This window comes from Salinispora fenicalii (assembly GCF_000514815.1).
GTDB classification, from domain to species: domain Bacteria; phylum Actinomycetota; class Actinomycetes; order Mycobacteriales; family Micromonosporaceae; genus Micromonospora; species Micromonospora fenicalii.
In genome coordinates, this window is the sequence record NZ_AZWQ01000027.1 from 47,858 (window position 1) to 64,520 (window position 16,663).

At 70.4% G+C, this 16,663-nt stretch carries 12 protein-coding genes and 1 pseudogene; 9 read left to right on the forward strand and 4 right to left on the reverse strand.

Features of this window, described 5'->3' with window-relative positions; all coding sequences use genetic code 11:
• Positions 1–16 precede the first annotated feature (16 nt).
• Positions 17–910: a MaoC/PaaZ C-terminal domain-containing protein gene (locus B116_RS0115140; protein ID WP_027660567.1), complete on the reverse strand. Its 894-nt coding sequence runs from the start codon at positions 908–910 to the stop codon at positions 17–19.
• Positions 910–2,265, reverse strand: a complete 1,356-nt coding sequence (locus B116_RS0115145) for a 3-oxoacyl-ACP reductase (protein WP_027660568.1) — start codon at positions 2,263–2,265, stop codon at positions 910–912. Before B116_RS0115145 ends, B116_RS0115140 begins: the two co-directional genes overlap by 1 nt.
• Positions 2,266–2,319: 54 nt before the next feature.
• Between B116_RS0115145 and B116_RS0115150 the strand changes: the two genes are divergently transcribed.
• The 4 genes and pseudogenes from B116_RS0115150 to purB all read left to right on the forward strand — a co-directional run bounded on the left by B116_RS0115150 (position 2,320) and on the right by purB (position 7,738).
• On the forward strand, positions 2,320–3,612 hold the full coding sequence (locus tag B116_RS0115150) for an acetyl-CoA C-acetyltransferase (protein WP_018723711.1): 1,293 nt from the start codon (positions 2,320–2,322) through the stop codon (positions 3,610–3,612).
• Positions 3,613–3,645: 33 nt separating this feature from the next.
• Positions 3,646–4,305 (forward strand): annotated as a pseudogene (locus tag B116_RS0115155) (GntR family transcriptional regulator); the annotation flags it as partial.
• Positions 4,306–4,505: 200 nt separating this feature from the next.
• The gene (gene argS / locus B116_RS0115160; RefSeq protein WP_027660570.1) at positions 4,506–6,224 is read left to right on the forward strand and encodes an arginine--tRNA ligase; all 1,719 of its coding nucleotides are present in this window, start codon (positions 4,506–4,508) and stop codon (positions 6,222–6,224) included.
• Positions 6,225–6,313: 89 nt separating this feature from the next.
• Entirely contained in the window at positions 6,314–7,738 is a 1,425-nt protein-coding gene (gene purB, locus B116_RS0115165; protein ID WP_027660571.1) for an adenylosuccinate lyase, read from the forward strand.
• Positions 7,739–7,790: 52 nt separating this feature from the next.
• Here purB and B116_RS0115170 read toward each other — a convergent pair whose 3' ends face one another.
• On the reverse strand, positions 7,791–8,357 hold the full coding sequence (locus tag B116_RS0115170; RefSeq protein WP_018723716.1) for a YbjQ family protein: 567 nt from the start codon (positions 8,355–8,357) through the stop codon (positions 7,791–7,793).
• A 401-nt stretch (positions 8,358–8,758) separates the two neighbouring features.
• Here B116_RS0115170 and purS point away from each other — a divergent pair, with 401 nt between their 5' ends.
• The 3 genes from purS (at position 8,759) to purL (ending at position 12,220) form a co-directional block, all read left to right on the forward strand.
• Positions 8,759–9,022, forward strand: coding sequence for a phosphoribosylformylglycinamidine synthase subunit PurS (gene purS, locus B116_RS0115175; protein ID WP_018254791.1), 264 nt, complete (start codon positions 8,759–8,761; stop codon positions 9,020–9,022).
• Positions 9,019–9,699 (forward strand): phosphoribosylformylglycinamidine synthase subunit PurQ, encoded by a 681-nt coding sequence (gene purQ / locus B116_RS0115180; protein WP_018723717.1) that lies wholly within the window; start codon positions 9,019–9,021, stop codon positions 9,697–9,699. Before purS ends, purQ begins: the two co-directional genes overlap by 4 nt.
• Before the next feature lie 67 nt (positions 9,700–9,766).
• Positions 9,767–12,220: a phosphoribosylformylglycinamidine synthase subunit PurL gene (gene purL, locus B116_RS0115185; RefSeq protein ID WP_027660572.1), complete on the forward strand. Its 2,454-nt coding sequence runs from the start codon at positions 9,767–9,769 to the stop codon at positions 12,218–12,220.
• 163 nt (positions 12,221–12,383) lie between these two features.
• Here the strand turns inward: purL and B116_RS0115190 are convergent, their stop codons facing one another.
• On the reverse strand, positions 12,384–14,405 hold the full coding sequence (locus tag B116_RS0115190; RefSeq protein WP_027660573.1) for a carboxypeptidase-like regulatory domain-containing protein: 2,022 nt from the start codon (positions 14,403–14,405) through the stop codon (positions 12,384–12,386).
• A gap of 132 nt (positions 14,406–14,537) precedes the next feature.
• Here B116_RS0115190 and B116_RS0115195 point away from each other — a divergent pair, with 132 nt between their 5' ends.
• Together B116_RS0115195 and purF are read left to right on the forward strand one after the other, a co-directional pair.
• Entirely contained in the window at positions 14,538–14,891 is a 354-nt protein-coding gene (locus B116_RS0115195) for a sterol carrier family protein (RefSeq protein ID WP_027660574.1), read from the forward strand.
• A gap of 154 nt (positions 14,892–15,045) precedes the next feature.
• Positions 15,046–16,626 carry an amidophosphoribosyltransferase gene (purF, locus tag B116_RS0115200; protein ID WP_027660575.1) on the forward strand — a complete coding sequence of 527 codons (1,581 nt, stop codon included), beginning with the start codon at positions 15,046–15,048 and terminating at the stop codon, positions 16,624–16,626.
• The last annotated feature ends 37 nt before the right edge of the window (positions 16,627–16,663 follow it).

Consider the following 16,663-nt stretch of genomic DNA (forward strand, 5'->3'; position numbering starts at 1 on the left):
AGGATAAGGGGTGCCCTCACTGCTCCCGGAGCGTGCCGAAGAGGTGGGGGCGGTCCCGCAGGTCGCGCAGCGCGAAGTCGCCCGCCGAGGTACTGCCGAAGGCGGCAGTGCTCGGCAACGGCACCGGCAGCTTGAACGCCACGTCAACGGTGTACGCATCCGGCAGCCGTGGCTCCAGCGCGGCCAGGCAGCGGGCCTTGCTCCACATGCCGTGCGCGATCGGGCGCCGGAAGCCGAAGAGCCGCGCGCCGAGCTGGGAGGTGTGGATCGGGTTGTGGTCGCCGGAGACCCGGGCGTACGCGGGCCCAAGCTGGCGCTCGACGCGCCAGTGCGCCCAGGCGCGCGGCGCCGGGGGCCGGTCACCCCGGTTGGCTCGTTCGCCATCGCCGGATGTCTGCTCCCGGCCCAGGTAGGTGGAGACACCACGCCAGACCTCCTCGTCGCCGACGGCACCCACCAGCACCACGTCGATCTGCCGGCCCCGGTCGTGCGGGCGCAGGTTCGTCGCGTACGCGACGAAGTCGAGCGTCTCGGCGGCGTCGATCGGGCGGTGGACAGTGATCCGGTTGCCGACGTGGACCACTCCGGCGAGCGGGATCGGGAAGTCCGGTGCGGTCATCAGGCGCAGCGCCAGTGGGAAGCCCAGGACGTGCGGGAACGTCGCCGGCAGCCGGTCGGTGAGTCGGAATCCGCAGACCCGGTCGTAGTCGGCGAGACGCCCCCGGTCGATGGCGATTCCGGCCACCCCCAACTCGACCGCCGGGGGCTGCTCGGCCCGGCGGGACCCGGTCCCGGGCAGTGCGCCGAGCAGTGCCCGGCGGTAGAGCGCGCCGACCGTCGGCAGCGTCGCCAGCTGGATCCGGGACCGGGTGGTCTGCCCGGCGTCGGACGGCTCCTGCGGGCCTCCCATCACGCCCCCAGCAGACTCTGGCCGCAGACCCGGACCACGTTGCCGCTGACCGCGCCGGTGGCCGGCCAGGCCAGCCAGCCGATCGTCTCGGCGACATCCACCGGCAGGCCACCCTGGGCGAGGCTGTTCATCCGCCGGCCGGCCTCCCGCAGCACCAGCGGGATCCGGGCGGTCAGTCGGGTCTCGATGAACCCGGGGGCGACCGCGTTGACGCTGATGCCGCGTTCGGCCAGCGCCGGGGCGAGCGACTCGACCAGACCGATCACGCCGGCCTTGCTGGTGGCGTAGTTGGTCTGCCCCCGGTTGCCGGCGATTCCGGCGATCGAGGAGACCGAGACGATCCGACCCCCGGCCGGGATCAACTCGCGTTCCAGCAGGAGGTCGTTGATTCGTTCCTGGCTGGAGAGGTTGACATCGATCACCTGGTCCCACCGGTCAACGTCCATCCGACCGAGGGTCCGGTCCCGGGTGATGCCCGCGTTGTGTACCACCACGTCAACCCGGCCGTGGCGGGCGGAGAGGTGATCGGCCAGCCGGGCCGGGGCGTCCGGTGCGGTGAGGTCGAGCTGCACGGCGGTGGCGCCGATGTCGTTGGCCACAGTGGCCAGCTCGTCGCCGGCGGCCGGGATGTCCAGGGCGACCACCTCGGCGCCGTCTCGGGCCAGGACCCGGGCCAGCGCCGCGCCGATTCCCCGCGCCGCACCGGTGACCAGCACCACCTGGCCGTCCAGCGGGCGGTCCCAGTCCGTCGGGAGCGCGGCTTGCCCGGCACCGATCTGGATCACCTGGCCGGAGACGTACGCGGAGCGCCCGGAGAGCAGGAAGCGGAGCGTGGCCTCAAGGCTGGTCGCGGTGCCCGGGTCGGCGGCGTCGGTCACGTAGACCAGCTGGGCGGTGACACCCCGGCCGAACTCCTTGCCGATGCTGCGGGTCAACCCTTCGAGCGCCCGCTGCGCGGTGGCCTCCCGAGGTGTGGAGCACTCGGCGGGCGGGGTGCCGACTACGATCACCCGGCCGCTGGGCAGCACCGAGCGGGCGTGCGGGTGGAGACAGTCGTAGAGCTGGCGCAGCGCGGTCGAGTCGGTGATGCCGGTGGCGTCGTAGACGAGAGCGCCGAGGCGGGCCCCGGGAGCGACATCGGCCGGGTCCCGGAGTTCGACGCCGGCGGCGGTCAGGAGTTTGCCGATGCTGCCGGCGAGCCGGCCACCGGCGGCGGCACCGAGCAGGACCGGTCCGGGGATGAGGGGGTCACCGCTCCGGTACCGGCGAAGTTGCGGCGGGTCGGGCAGCCCGAGGCGCTTGACCAGCCCCCGGCCGACCCCTGATTGGACGAAGCTCGCGTACCTGTCGGTCATAGGCGTAGCCTACTGGCGAGTAGGTTGAGAGCAACCCCAGAGGAGGCGGGAAACGTGCAGAACATCCGGCGGGTCGCGGTCATCGGCGGCAACCGCATTCCCTTCGCCCGCTCCAACTCGCGGTACGCCGAGGCGTCCAACGCGGACCTACTCGGCGCAGCCCTCGACGGGCTGGTCGCCCGGTACGGCCTAGCCGGCCAGCGGGTCGGCGAAGTGGTGGCGGGCGCCGTGCTGAAGCACTCCCGGGACTTCAATCTGACCCGCGAAGTGGTGCTCGGCTCCAAGCTCGACCCGCACACCCCCGCCTACGACATCCAGCAGGCCTGCGGCACCGGCCTGGAAGCCGTCATCCTGGTGGCCAACAAGATCGCTCTGGGACAGCTTGAGGTCGGTATCGCCGGTGGCGTCGACACCACCTCGGACGCGCCGCTCGCCGTGAACGAGCAGATGCGGCGCACGCTGCTCAAACTGAACAGCGCCCGGACCCTCGGGGAGCGGGTGCGGACCGCCACCCGGCTGCGCCCCTCCCACCCGTTCCGGCCGGAGCTTCCCCGCAACGCCGAGCCCCGCACCGGTCTGTCCATGGGGGAGCACGCCGCCCGTACCGCCCTGCGTTGGCAGGTCGACCGGCAGGCGCAGGACGAGCTGGCGTTGCGGTCGCACCACCGGCTGGCCGCCGCGTACGAGCGGGGGTTCTTCGACGACCTGATGACGCCGTACCTCGGGCTGACCCGGGACCAGAACCTGCGGCCCGACACCAGCCTGGAGAAGCTCGGCAACCTCCGCCCGGTCTTCGGCACGAAGGGCCCGGACGCCGAGCAGGCCACCATGACCGCCGGCAACTCGTCGCCGCTGACCGACGGCGCGTCGACCGTGCTGCTCGCCAGTGAAGAGTGGGCGCGGGCGCACAGCCTGCCGGTACAGGCATGGTTCACCTGGTCACAGACGGCCGCCGTGGACTTCGTACCCGGCGAGGAGGGGCTGCTGATGGCCCCCGCGTACGCGGTGCCCCAACTGCTGGCCCGCGCCGGGCTCACCCTGCAGGACTTCGACTTTTACGAGATCCACGAGGCGTTCGCCGCGCAGGTGCTGGCCACCCTGGCCGCCTGGGAGTCGCCGGAGTTCTGTCAGGACCGGCTCGGCCTGGACGCCCCACTCGGAGCGATCGACCCGGAGCGGATCAACGTCAACGGTTCGTCGCTGGCCGCCGGGCACCCGTTCGCCGCGACCGGCGGCCGGATCGTGGCGACCCTGGCCAAGCTACTCGACGAGCGCGGCGGCGGCCGCGGACTCATCTCGATCTGCGCCGCCGGCGGGCAGGGCGTAACAGCGATCCTGGAACGCTGACCGAGCCGCAACCGCGCCGGGCCGACCTCTCGCCGCGGTGGGCTATCGTCCGGCGAGTTGCCGCCGGGATCAGCGCTGCCGTCGATCCCGACGCTCGTGCAGCAGTACTCCGCTGCCACCGCGACAGTCCAGCGTGCCCTCAATGCGCTGAAGGCGGAGGGCGCTGTTTACAGCGAGGTGGGAAAGGGCGTCTACGTCCGACCGAGGCGACCGCTGGTGGTGGAGGCGTCGGCTTACCTCGCTCCCACCTCCGACCGGTACGCCTACCGGCTCCGCTCGGTGGCAGAGGTGGTGCCGCCAGCCGAGGTGGCGCGGGAACTGGGGATCGGTGCGGGCGAACGAGCGGTCCTGCGGCATCGGCTGCTCATGTGTGGTGATGAACCGGTCGAGCTGTCCTGGTCGTACTACCCGGCGGCCATCGCCAGCGGTACGGAGCTCGCCGTGCGGCGCAAGATCCCGGGTGGCGCCCCGCGGGTGCTGGCGGATCTCGGGTACCCGCAGCGGCAGACGCGGGACCGGGTCTCCGCGCGGATGCCCACGACGGAGGAGGTCGAAGCGCTCGACCTGCCGCCGTACGTACCGGTGCTCCGCCAGCTACGGGTGATCCGATCGGGTGACGACAGACCGGTCGAGGTGTCGATCCTCATCAAGGGCAGCCACCGGCACGAGCTGCACTACGACCAGCGGGGGTAGTCCCGGGCCCGATTTTCGGGCGCATCGCGGGCGGAAATCGGTCGATGGTGCGCCGGAGTTTCGGTAGGTTTCGGCCCGTGTCCAGCTTCGAACTCCGGCGAACCGTCCTCGACCGCCTGAGTTGACTCTTCGTGCCCGGCGGATCGATCCGCCGGACACCCTGGTCGTCGATCCGCTCCCCCGAGATTGGCGTACCTTTCATGAATCTTGAGAAGTTGCTGGCGGGCCGGCTGGCACCGGCGTTCTCGGCGGTGGCCGGGGCGCCGGTCGACCCGGTTCTGCGGCGGTCGCAGCACGCGGACTACCAGTGCGACGCGGCCCTCGCCCTCGCGCGTCGGCTTGGTCGCCCGCCCCGGGACATCGCTGCCGAGGTGCTGGGCCAGGTGGAGTTGGCGGACCTCTGCTCAGCGGTGGTGGTGTCCGGACCCGGCTTCATCAACCTGACAGTCGCCGACTCGGCACTCGGCATGCTGCTGTCGACCGCGGCCGCCGACACCCGGCTCGGTGCCGCGCCCAGCGTCGTCACCGAGACGGTGGTGGTCGACTATTCGTCCCCGAACGTGGCCAAGGAGATGCACGTCGGGCACCTGCGGGGGACCGTGATCGGCGACGCCGCCGTACGGCTGCTCGAATGGTGCGGACATCAGGTGATCAAGGCCAACCACCTGGGTGACTGGGGCACCCCCTTCGGGATGCTCATCGAGCACCTGCTCGACCTGGGTGAGTCGGAGGCCGCCGACGAGTTGTCCGTCGGGGACCTGGACTCGTTCTACAAGGCGGCCCGGGCCAAGTTCGACGCCGACGACGCGTTCCGGGAGCGGGCCCGGCGGCGGGTGGTCGCCCTGCAGCACGGGGACGAGCTGACGCTGCGGTTGTGGCGGCTGCTCGTCGCCGAGTCGGAGAAGTACTTCCTCACCGTCTACGACCAGCTCGGCATCCTCCTGACCGAGCGGGACTTCTGCGGGGAGAGCTACTACAACGACCAGCTCGCCCCGGTGACCGACGAGCTGGATCGGCTCGGTCTGCTGCAGGAGAGCGGCGACGCCGCCTGCGTCTTTCCGGCCGGCTTCGCCGGCCGCGACGGGCAGCCGTTGCCGATCATTGTGCGGAAGCGGGACGGCGGCTACGGCTACGGCGCCACCGACCTCGCGGCGATCCGTCACCGCACCCAGGACCTCGGTGCGACCCGGTTGCTCTACGTCGTCGGCCTGCCGCAGCGTCAGCACTTCGAGCTGGTGTACGCGGTCGCGCGGCAGGCCGGCTGGCTGAGCCCACCGGCACGGGCCGAGCACCTCGGCTTCAGTTCGATCCTCGGCTCGGACGGCAGGATGCTGCGCAGCCGGACCGGTGACTCGATCAAACTTGTCGGGCTGCTCGAGGAGGCCGTGACCCGGGCCGCCGAGTTGGCCCGGCAGAAGAACCCCGACCTCTCCGCAACGGAGGTCGCTGACGTCGCCCGCGCGGTCGGCATCGGTGCCATCAAGTACGCCGACCTGTCCACCGACCGGAACAAGGACTACGTCTTCGACTGGCAGCGGATGCTCTCCCTCGACGGCAACACCGCCCCGTACCTGCAGTACGCCCACGCCCGGATCCGGTCCATCTTCCGTCGGGCCGAGATCGAGCGGTTCNCCCCCGCCCCGATCACGGTCGGGCATCCGGCCGAACACGCCCTCGCCCTCGAACTGGCGGGTTTCGGAGCCGTGGTGGCCGGCGTCGAGCAGACCCTGCAGTTCCACCGGCTCGCCGGCTACCTGCACACCCTCGCCACCACCTTCAGCGGCTTCTACGAAGCCTGCCCGGTCCTGCGGGCCGAGGACGCGGTGCGCGACAGCCGGCTCGCCCTCTGCGACCTCACCGCCCGGGTCCTCCGGCAGGGCCTGTATCTACTCGGCATCGCCACCCCCGACCGGATGTAGCGCCCGGCCACGCCGGCCGCGCGCTCGAGTCGCGTGGTCGGCGGCGGCCCGGCCGGGAGTGCTGTGCCCGGGTACCGGAGAATGGGGTCGTGACGACGATCCCGAACGTGCTCGCCAACCGGTACGCCTCCCCTGAGTTGGTCACCCTCTGGTCCCCGGAGGAGAAGATTCGGATGGAGCGGCGGCTCTGGCTGGCCGTGCTCACCGCCCAGCGGGATCTCGGCGTGGACGTTCCGGACGGGGTGGTCGAGGCGTACCAGCGGGTGCTCGACCAGGTCGACCTGGCCTCGATCGCGCAGCGGGAGCGGGTCACCCGACACGACGTGAAGGCGCGGATCGAGGAGTTCAGCGCGCTCGCCGGGCACGAGCACGTGCACAAGGGCATGACCTCCCGGGACCTGACCGAGAATGTCGAGCAGCTTCAGGTGCGGGCCTCCCTGGAGCTGATCCGGGACCGGGTGGTCGCCACCCTGGCCCGGCTGTCCCAGCTCGCCGTCGAGCACTCCGGCCTGGTGCTGACGGGGCGTTCGCACAACGTGGCGGCACAGGCCACCACGTTGGGCAAGCGGTTCGCGTCGGCGGCGGAGGAGCTGTTGATCGCGTACGAGCGGCTGGACGACCTGATCGGGCGGTACCCGCTGCGGGGGATCAAGGGCCCGGTCGGCACCGCCGCGGACCAGCTCGACCTGCTCGACGGGGACGCCGGCAAACTGGGCGAGTTGGAGCGACGGGTGGCGAAGCACCTCGGGTTCGGCCGGGTGCTGGACAGCGTCGGGCAGGTCTACCCGCGTTCGCTCGACTTCGACGTGCTCTCGGCGTTGTCCCAGGTGGCGGCCGGGCCGTCGTCGTTGGCCACCACGATCCGGCTGATGGTCGGCCAGGAGCTGGCCACCGAGGGCTTCCAGCCGGGCCAGGTCGGCTCCAGTGCGATGCCGCACAAGATGAACACCCGGTCGTCGGAGCGGGTGAACGGCTTCGCGGTGATCCTCCGGGGTTACCTGTCGATGGTCGGTGAGCTCGCCGGCGACCAGTGGAACGAGGGGGATGTCTCCTGCTCGGTGGTGCGCCGGGTGGCGCTGCCGGACGCCTTCTTCGCCGCTGACGGGCTGTTCCAGACGTTCCTCACCGTGTTGGACGAGTTCGGCGCGTACCCGGCGGTGGTCAACCGGGAGTTGGAGCGTTTCCTGCCGTTCCTGGCCACCACCAAGATCCTGGTCGCGGCGGTACGGCGGGGCGTCGGCCGGGAGGTCGCCCATGAGGTGATCAAGGAGCATGCGGTGGCGGTCGCGCTGGCGATGCGGGAGAAGGGCGCCACCGAGAACGACCTCTTTGACCGGCTCGCCACCGACGACCGGCTAAACCTGACCCGGGCTGACATCGCCGACCTGGTGGCCGACCGTACGGCCTTCGTCGGTGCCGCGCCCGCCCAGGTCCATGCGGTGGTGCAGCGTGTCGCGGAGGTTCTCGACCGCCACCCCGGCGCCGCCGCGTACAACCCGCCGCCGATCCTCTGATCACCGCCGTCCCCGCCCGGGCCGCCGACGTCGCGTGTCGGGACGCGGTGGGTCAGGGCTCGGGGGTGGGGGTCTCGGCCGCGCTGCGCAGGTCGGGCGCGGTGGCCGGCTCGCCGACGCCGCTGGGCTCGGGCGTGATCTTCGGCTCGTTTGCGGTCTCCGCCGCCACCAGGGGCTGGTCGGGGGGCATGACGTCGGGGACCCGGGGCACCACGATCACCGCCGTGCCGTAGGCGCAGATCTCCATCCACATCTCGCCGCAGTCCCGGCTGTCGAACCGCATCCCGATCACCGCGTTCGCGCCGAGCCGGCGGGCCTCCTCGCCGAGCCGGGCCACCGAGTCGGCACGCCACCGGGTGAGGTTGTCCGGCGCCATCGGGTCGTACGCGCCGCCCCGGAGGTTCTTCACGCCCTCGCGGTACGGGTTGCGGGTCCTGGCCATCGAGGAGACCACCTCGCCGAGGATCTGGCGGACCTCATAACCGGGTAGTTGATCCGTCGTCACGACCAGCACGGTTCTGATGCTGTCAGCCGGCGCTGGGGTCGAACGTGGGCCTTGTTCACCTGATCGGATGGTGAAAAACAGCGCGGCGCGGACGGTCGGCGCTTGGCCGGCCACCTGCGTCGTGGTGGCGTTAACCGTCAGACATCGGAAATCGAGGCGATCCAGGAACGGTTGTACGCGACACCGCCGCGGATCCGGAGGCGCACGCCGCCGGCGACGCCGACCTCCTGATTGATGGGACTCCCGTGCTGGCTTCCGGGATTTGCATTGAAGAGTTTGGATTGGCTTGTTGGTATCACCTAGTGGTGGACCTTTCTACTACTCGGTAGGTGACAACGAAATCGCATCGGGAGTACAACGGAAAGGCATCGGTCTAGGTGCTCCGCCTTAACTGCGCCCGAGATCGCCCAAACCGCGTGCGGCCGGTGCGGCCCACGCGATATCTGCCAGGTAGGCTGGCTGCGCTCGCCCCTAGTGGGTCGGCACCCAACTGCGTACACAGTCAGGAGTGCCCAGTGCCTCGCGTCGTCGTCGACGTCATGCTCAAACCCGAGATCCTCGATCCGCAGGGACAGGCCGTCGCTAACGCGCTGCCCCGGCTCGGCGTCACCGACGTCGCCTCAGTCCGGATCGGCCGACGGATCGAGATCGAGTTCACCGGGGAGCCAGATCTGAACCAGACCCGGGAGATCGCCGACAAGCTGCTCGCCAACCCGGTCATCGAGGACTTCACCATCCGGCTGGCCGAGGATGGCGAAACCGTGGACGCCCAACCGTGACCGCCCGAGTAGGCGTGGTCACGTTCCCCGGTTCGCTCGACGACGGGGACGCTGCCCGAGCTGTCCGGCTCGCCGGCGCCGAGCCGGTCCGCCTCTGGCACGCAGACCCGCAGCTGCACGGGGTGGACGCCGTCGTCCTGCCCGGCGGCTTCTCGTACGGCGACTATCTGCGCTGCGGCGCCATCGCCCGGTTCGCCGCGGTGATGGAGACGATCGTGGACGCCGCCCGAGCGGGCCTGCCGGTGCTCGGCATCTGCAACGGCTTCCAGATCCTCTGCGAGGCTCACCTACTGCCCGGTGCGTTGACCCGAAACCAGCACCTGCACTTCCGTAACCGGGACCAGGTCCTGCGTATCGAGTCGGCCGGCACCGCCTGGACCAACGCGTTCCAGCCCGGCCAGGAGGTGCTGATTCCGGTCAAGAACGGTGAGGGCTGCTACGTCGCGGACGCCGCGACGCTGGACCAGCTCGAAGCCGAAGGTCGGGTGGTTGCTCGCTACGTGGGCAACCCAAACGGGTCCCAGCGGGACATCGCCGCGATCACTAACTCCGCCGGAAACGTCGTCGGCATCATGCCGCACCCGGAGCACGCCGTGGAGGAGCTCACCGGCCCCTCCCTGGACGGCCTCGGCTTCTTCACCTCGGCGCTCAAGCACCTGGTGGGGACCGCGGCGTGACCACAGGCGGCATCATCGGTCGGCTCACCCGCCCGACGGGCGGTCCGGTGCGTAACAAGGAGAGGTCATGACCACCCAGGACCCGGTCCGGGACACCTCAGACACCGCAGCAGCCGGACCGACGGCCGCGCCTGACCGAGGCGCCGCCGTCACCGGCTGGGCCGGGGGCGTGGACACCGTCCCCCATGCCGGCGACAGCCCGGACGAGCTTCAGCCCTACGCCGACCTCGGCCTCCGCGACGACGAATACCAGCGGATCCGGCAGGTGCTCGACCGGCGGCCGACCCAGGCCGAGCTGGCCATGTACTCGATCATGTGGAGTGAGCACTGCTCCTACAAGTCGAGCAAGGTGCACCTGCGCCAGTTCGGGGAAAAGGCCCCGTCCAGCGACCGACTACTCGCCGGCATCGGGGAGAACGCGGGCGTGGTCCGAGTCTCCGACGAGCTTGCGGTGACCTTCAAGGTCGAGTCGCACAACCACCCGAGCTTCGTCGAGCCTTACCAGGGTGCGGCGACCGGCGTCGGCGGCATCGTCCGGGACATCCTCGCGATGGGCGCGCGTCCGGTCGCGGTGATGGACCCGCTGCGCTTCGGTGCGGCCGACCACCCCGACACCGCCCGCGTGCTACCCGGCGTGATCGCCGGGGTCGGCGGCTACGGTAACCGCCTCGGCCTGCCGAACATCGGCGGCGAGGTCGTCTTTGACCCCTGCTATCAGGGCAACCCGCTGGTCAACGCCCTCTGCGTCGGGGTACTACCGATCGACCGACTCCAGAACAAGGCCGCCGCCGGCGACGGAAACGTCGTGGTGCTGATGGGCGCCAAGACCGGCCGGGACGGCATCGGCGGCGTGTCGGTGCTGGCCAGCGCCACCTTCGACGAGGGCAGCGAGCAGCGCCGCCCCTCGGTGCAGGTGGGTGATCCGTTCATCGAGAAACTGCTCATCGAGGCCTGCCTGGAGCTCTACGACGAGCAGCTCGTCGTCGGCATCCAGGACCTCGGCGGTGCCGGGCTGACCTGTGCCCTCGCCGAGACCGCCGCTGCCGCGGGCACCGGCATGCGGGTTTGGCTCGAGCGGGTCCCGCTGCGGGAAGCCTCGATGGAGCCGCACGAGATCCTCGCCAGCGAGTCCCAGGAGCGGATGCTGCTGGTGGTCGAGCCGGAGAAGCTGGAGGCGGTGCTCAAGACCGCCGAGAAGTGGGGCGTGCTCGCCACCGCGATCGGTGAGGTCACCCCGCCGGCAGCGGACGGGCAGCCGGGCCGTCTGGTCGTCACCTGGTGCGACCACCTGGTCGTTGATGTCCCGCCGGGCTCACTGGCGGACGACGGCCCGGTGTACAACCGGCCGATGCGGGAGCCGGCCGACCTGATCCTGCTCCAGGCCGACCGAGCGGAGACCCTGCCCCGGCCGAGTAACCCGGAGGCCCTGCGGGAGACGGTCCTGCGGATGATCGCCTCACCGAACCTCGCGGACAAGACTTGGGTCACCGAGCAGTACGACCGGTACGTACTGGGTAACACCGTGCTCGCTCAGCCCGAGGACTCGGGTGTGATCCGGATCGACGAGCGCAGCGGGATCGGCATCGCGCTCTCCGTCGACGGCAACGGCCGGTACGCGCGTCTCGACCCGTACCACGGCGCCAAGCTCGCGCTGGCCGAGGCGTACCGGAACGTGGCGGTGAGCGGCGCCAAGCCGATCGCCGTCACCGACTGCCTCAACTTCGGCTCGCCGGAGGACCCGGGCGTGATGTGGCAGTTCGCCGAGGCTGTTCGGGGCATCGCCGACGGCTGCGGCGAGCTGGGCATCCCAGTGACCGGGGGTAACGTCAGCTTCTATAACCAGACCGGTGCGGCTGCCATCCATCCGACCCCGGTGGTAGGCGTCCTCGGCGTGCTGGACGATGTGGCCGACCGGGTCCCGATGGGCTTTGTTCCGCGCGACGACGGTCATGACCAGATCTACCTGCTGGGCGAGACGCACGTGGAGCTCTCCGGCTCGGAGTGGGCGTGGGCTACCCACGAACACCTCGGTGGCGTACCTCCCCGGGTGGACCTCGACCGCGAGCGGGCGATCGCCGACCTGATGGCGGTGGCAGCCCGGGGCGGGCACCTCAGCTCCGCGCACGATCTCTCCGACGGCGGTCTGGCGCAGGGCCTGGTCGAGTCCTGCCTGCGCCGGGGCGTCGGTGCTCGGGTGACCCTGCCGGAGCAGTTCGCCGACGGCTCGATGCCGTTCGTCTTCCTGTTCAGTGAGTCCGCTGGCCGGGTGTTGGTCTCGGTGCCGCGCGGGCATGAGAAGGCGTTCACCGGGCTGGCCGCCGAGCAGGGCGTGCCGTGCGAGCGGATCGGCGTCACCGATCCGGCGGGTGGTGCGCTGGAATTGCACGGGCAGTTCCAGCTCAGCCTGGCGGAGTTGCGTGCGGCACACAGCGCCACCCTGCCTCGCCTCTTCGGCGGAGCGGACGTGGCGACGCCCGCCAGCTCCGAGCCGCAGCCGGAGGGACCGAGCGAACCGGCGTGACCGTCGCCGCACCGGCCCCGTCCGGTCCTGGCACCCGATCCGAGTAAGGCGATCCGGCCCGGCTGATCTCAGCCGGGCCGGACTTTGCTATCGGGGGATCGACACACCCCAGGACATACGGTTGAGGGCCACCCGGCTTCGGGTGGCCCTCAACCGTATGTCGTCAGTCGTCCAGCCAGTCCAGCCGGCGACCGCCCCGGTCCGGCGGGGGAGCGTCGGACCGAGCCCGATCAGCCTGCGTCGGGTCTCCGTAGCCGCTACCGTAGCCGCCCTGGCCATACCCACGGTCGTCGTAGCCGCTGTGTTGGGCGGGTGCTTCCTGGCCGTAACCGTCGTAGCTGCCGCGTTGGGTTGGCAGCTCTTGGCCGTAGCTGCCGTACTGGGCGGGTGCTTCCTGGCCGTAACCGTCGTAGCCGCCGTGCTGGGTTGGCAGCTCTTGGCCGTAGCTGCCGTACTGGGCGGGCGCTTCCTGGCCGTAGCCGTAGCCCTGTTGTCCGTAGCCGTAGCCGTCGTAGCCGCCCTGCTGGTCGTAGCCACCGGCCGGCTCGGCACCATGTCCGTACCCGGGCTCGGTCTGGCTGTAGCCAGCGTCCTGCTGATACCTGCCCGTGGGGTAGGGGTCGGCCGGGGCCGGGTACTGCGTGGCGTCCGCCTGGTAGCGGCCGGTCGCTTCGTCGTACCGCTCGCCGTAGCCGTAGGACTCGCCGGAGGTGGGAGGGTAGCCGGTTCCGGCCGGCGAGGACATGCCGTAGTCGCTGGCGCCGTAGCCGCCACCGGAGGCGGGTGACGTGGTGCCGTAGCCGCCACCGGAGGCGGGTGACGTGGTGCCGTAGCCGCCACCGGAGGCGGGTGACGTGGTGCCGTAGCCGCTGCCGGCCGGCTCGGTGGCACCGAAGTCCCCGGTGCCGTAGCCGCCTGGCTGGTCACCGTAGCCGCTGCCGGCCCAGCCGGACTGGCCGGCGGACGCGCCATAGGGCTGCGGCGGAGCGCCGTAGGGGTCCGGTGGGACATCGTCAATCACCGGGCTGTGCATCATTGTGGGAGCCTCGGCGAGGGACGGGTCCCCGCCGACCATCGTCGGCGCCGCGGTCGGATTCACGATCCGCGTCTGATCGTCGGCGCCGCCGTAGCCAGCGCGGGCGACCGGGACGGCACCCGTGGCCGCGCCGGAGGGGTCGACGCCCGCCTCGTCTTCGTCGTCGTTCTCCTTGCGGCGTAGCCACAGCAGCACCATGGTGCCCACGCCGGCTGCCACGAGGAGGCCACCGAGCAGGATGATCAGCAGTGAGCCGGTGCCGCCGGACCCCTCCTCGCTGGCGTCCGCAACGGGGACATCCACGACGGCTTCGACCGGCTCATCGGTCACCTCCTCCACCCCGACCGTCGGGGCCGGCTCGAGGCTCGATGAGGAGGTGGGGCTCGGGGTTGGCTCTTCGATCTCGAGTGAGATTCGCTGGCCGGAGACGCTCTGCCCGGCGGAGGCATTCAGCGTCTTGCTGGCGTTGGTGCCGTCGTGGCTTGCGCCGATGGCGAGTTGGCCGGGGGCGATCGGGTTCTGGGTGCTGCCGGTGAACCGGAAGTTTCCACCGTTGTCGGTGATGGTGTTGAATCTGTTGTTCTCGGAGTCCTTGAGGATGACCTGGGCTCCCGGTACCGCACTGCCGGTGCTCTTGTTGACCACCTCGCCGGAGACCGACTTCACCGTCTGTACCTGGGGGGGCTCGGTGGTCGGGTTGGGCTGCGGCTCCGGCTTGCCCACCAGGGTGACCCTGGTGCTCCCGGTCCCCGGTTCGTCGCTGTCGGAAAAGTCCGCAGTGACGGTAATCGTCGCCTCTCCGTCGGCCGCGTCATTCGCCAGTCGGAAGGTGGCCTGGTAGTCCTTGCTTTGATTAACGCTGCCGCGGCTGCAACCGTTGACGCAGGTGAGCTTTCCGTTGCTGGATGTCACCGACACGTTGGCGGTCTCGCCCTCCGAGACCTCGATCGAGTAGCTGACCGTCACGCTCCCGCCCGCCTCGACCCGGCTCGGTGAGGCCGAGACATTGGTGACCCCGGGGGCGGCGGAGGCCGGGGTGGCGGGGACGGCGAGCAGGGCGCCGACCAGCAACGCCACGACCACACCGGCCCGCTGCTTCCAGGCACGTCGGTGTGTTGACACGTCCACCGCCTTCCACTGGAGTCCCACATGGCCGGCAGTCGCCGGGCCGGGGATCATCACGGTACGAATACGCCGTGGGCTACTATGCCTTGTCTAGTCGGGTCAGCGCGACCCAGGGCCGGTGTGAGAGCATCCGCGCGCGCGCCGTATCGTCCCGCTGTGACCCCTTCGCACGCTAGGACGCCGGCCGTTGTGGCAGCGCTGTCGGCGCTCGATGCGGAGTGCACCCCCGATCGTCCGGTACTTCGGACGGCGGTCCGTGACCTGTTGTCCGTGCTCGCGGAGCGGGTACCCGGTCGTTCGGTGGAGGTGCGGGTCCCACCCTATGGCGCAGTGCAGTGCGTTCCGGGCCCCCGGCACACCCGGGGCACCCCGGCGAACGTGGTCGAGACCGACCCGGAGACCTGGCTGCGGGTGGCGACGGGACGTGTCTCTTGGGCCGAAGCGGTCGCCGAGGGTCACGTACGGGTTAGTGGGGTCCGGGCAGACCTGGCCGCGTACCTGCCACTTTAGTAGGTGGCAGCGGCTCGGGTATTACAGGACGCAGTGATTTCGTGACTTTCTGTGTAGGTAGGGGTTCGCGTACACTGTCAGCGACGACAAGCGGTCCCGGCCGAGGAGCGGATCCCGTGATTCGCCTGGCCAGTCCAGCAAGAGGGAGCGGCAGGTGCCCCGAGGCGATGGCCGGTTGAGCCACGACCTTGACCCCCAACGTCCCGGCCCCCAGGACGCCTGTGGCGTCTTCGGTGTCTGGGCCCCCGGCGAGGAGGTCGCCAACCTGACCTATTTCGGGCTGTACGCGTTGCAGCACCGAGGGCAGGAGGCGGCTGGTATCGCAGTCAGTGACGGCACGGGCGTGGTGGTCTACAAGGACCTTGGCCTGGTCGCCCAGGTCTTCGACGAGCCGACCTTGGCCAGTCTGCGTGGGCACGTGGCGATCGGCCACGCGCGTTACTCGACCACCGGCGCCTCCACCTGGGAGAACGCCCAACCGACCATCCGTTCCACCGCCTCCGGCACAACAATCGCCCTGGCCCACAACGGCAACTTGGTCAACACGGCCGAGCTGCAGCGGGAGGCCGGCGAGCGGGCCTTGGCCGGTGACGGGGCCACCAACGACACCTCGCTGGTGACCATGCTGCTGGCCAGCCGGCCCGACCTTTCGGTGGAGGCCGCCGCGCTGGAGGTGCTGCCGCAGCTACGGGGAGCGTTCAGCTTCGTCTTCATGGACGAGTCGACGCTCTACGCGGCCCGTGATCAGCACGGGGTCCGTCCGCTGGTGTTGGGCCGGCTGGAGCGCGGCTGGGTGGTGGCCAGTGAGACGGCCGCGCTCGATATCGTCGGTGCCAGCGTGGTCCGCGAGGTCGAGCCGGGTGAGCTGATCGCCATCGACGAGGACGGGCTGCGTTCTGCCCGCTTCGCCGCGCCGGAGCCGAAGGGCTGCCTCTTCGAATACGTCTATATCGCCCGTCCGGACGCCACGATCGCCGGCCGGAACGTGCACGCGGGTCGCGTACAGATTGGCCGTCAGCTCGCTCGGGAGCACCAGGTGGAGGCCGATCTGGTGATCCCCGTGCCCGAATCGGGCACCCCCGCCGCGATCGGCTATGCGGCGGAGTCCGGCATTACCTTCGGGGCCGGTCTGATGAAGAATCCGTACGTCGGACGCACCTTCATCCAGCCGTCGCAGACGCTGCGGCAGCTCGGTATTCGGCTCAAGCTCAACCCGCTGCGAGAGAACGTACGGGGCAAGCGGCTGGTCGTCGTGGATGACTCCATCGTCCGCGGCAACACCCAGCGGGCCATTGTGCGAATGCTGCGCGAGGCCGGCGCGCTGGAGGTGCACGTTCGGATCTCTTCACCGCCGGTCGCCTGGCCATGCTTCTACGGCATCGACTTCGCGACCCGCGCCGAGCTGCTCGCCAACGGCCTGGACAACGAGGGCATCCGGCGGTCGATCGGCGCCGACACGCTTGGCTACGTGTCGCTCAGCGGTCTGATCGCGGCCACCGAGCAACCGAAGAGCCGGCTCTGCCGGGCGTGCTTCGACGGTGAGTATCCCATCGGACTGCCCGCCGACAGCTTGATCGGCAAGCACGTGCTCGAGGGGGTTGGTCGGCGGGTTGCCGCCGAGTCCTCTGAACCGCACGCCACTCCGTTCGTCGCCGCCCACAGCGGTTACGACGCGTTCAGCTCGGCGCGGGTGCCGCGCCCCGACCCGGAAGAGCCGACAAACCACATCCGGTAGCACCACCCGGGTGCGGCCCGGCCATCGCCGGTTCGCA

What these genes read in the sequence shown, in the direction of transcription:
- purL (WP_027660572.1), top strand. Translation starts at nt 9,767, where the DNA reads ATGACCACCCAGGACCCGGTCCGGGACACCTCAGACACCGCAGCAGCC.
- B116_RS0115145 (WP_027660568.1), bottom strand. Translation starts at nt 2,265, where the DNA reads ATGACCGACAGGTACGCGAGCTTCGTCCAATCAGGGGTCGGCCGGGGG.
- B116_RS0115140 (WP_027660567.1), bottom strand. Translation starts at nt 910, where the DNA reads ATGGGAGGCCCGCAGGAGCCGTCCGACGCCGGGCAGACCACCCGGTCC.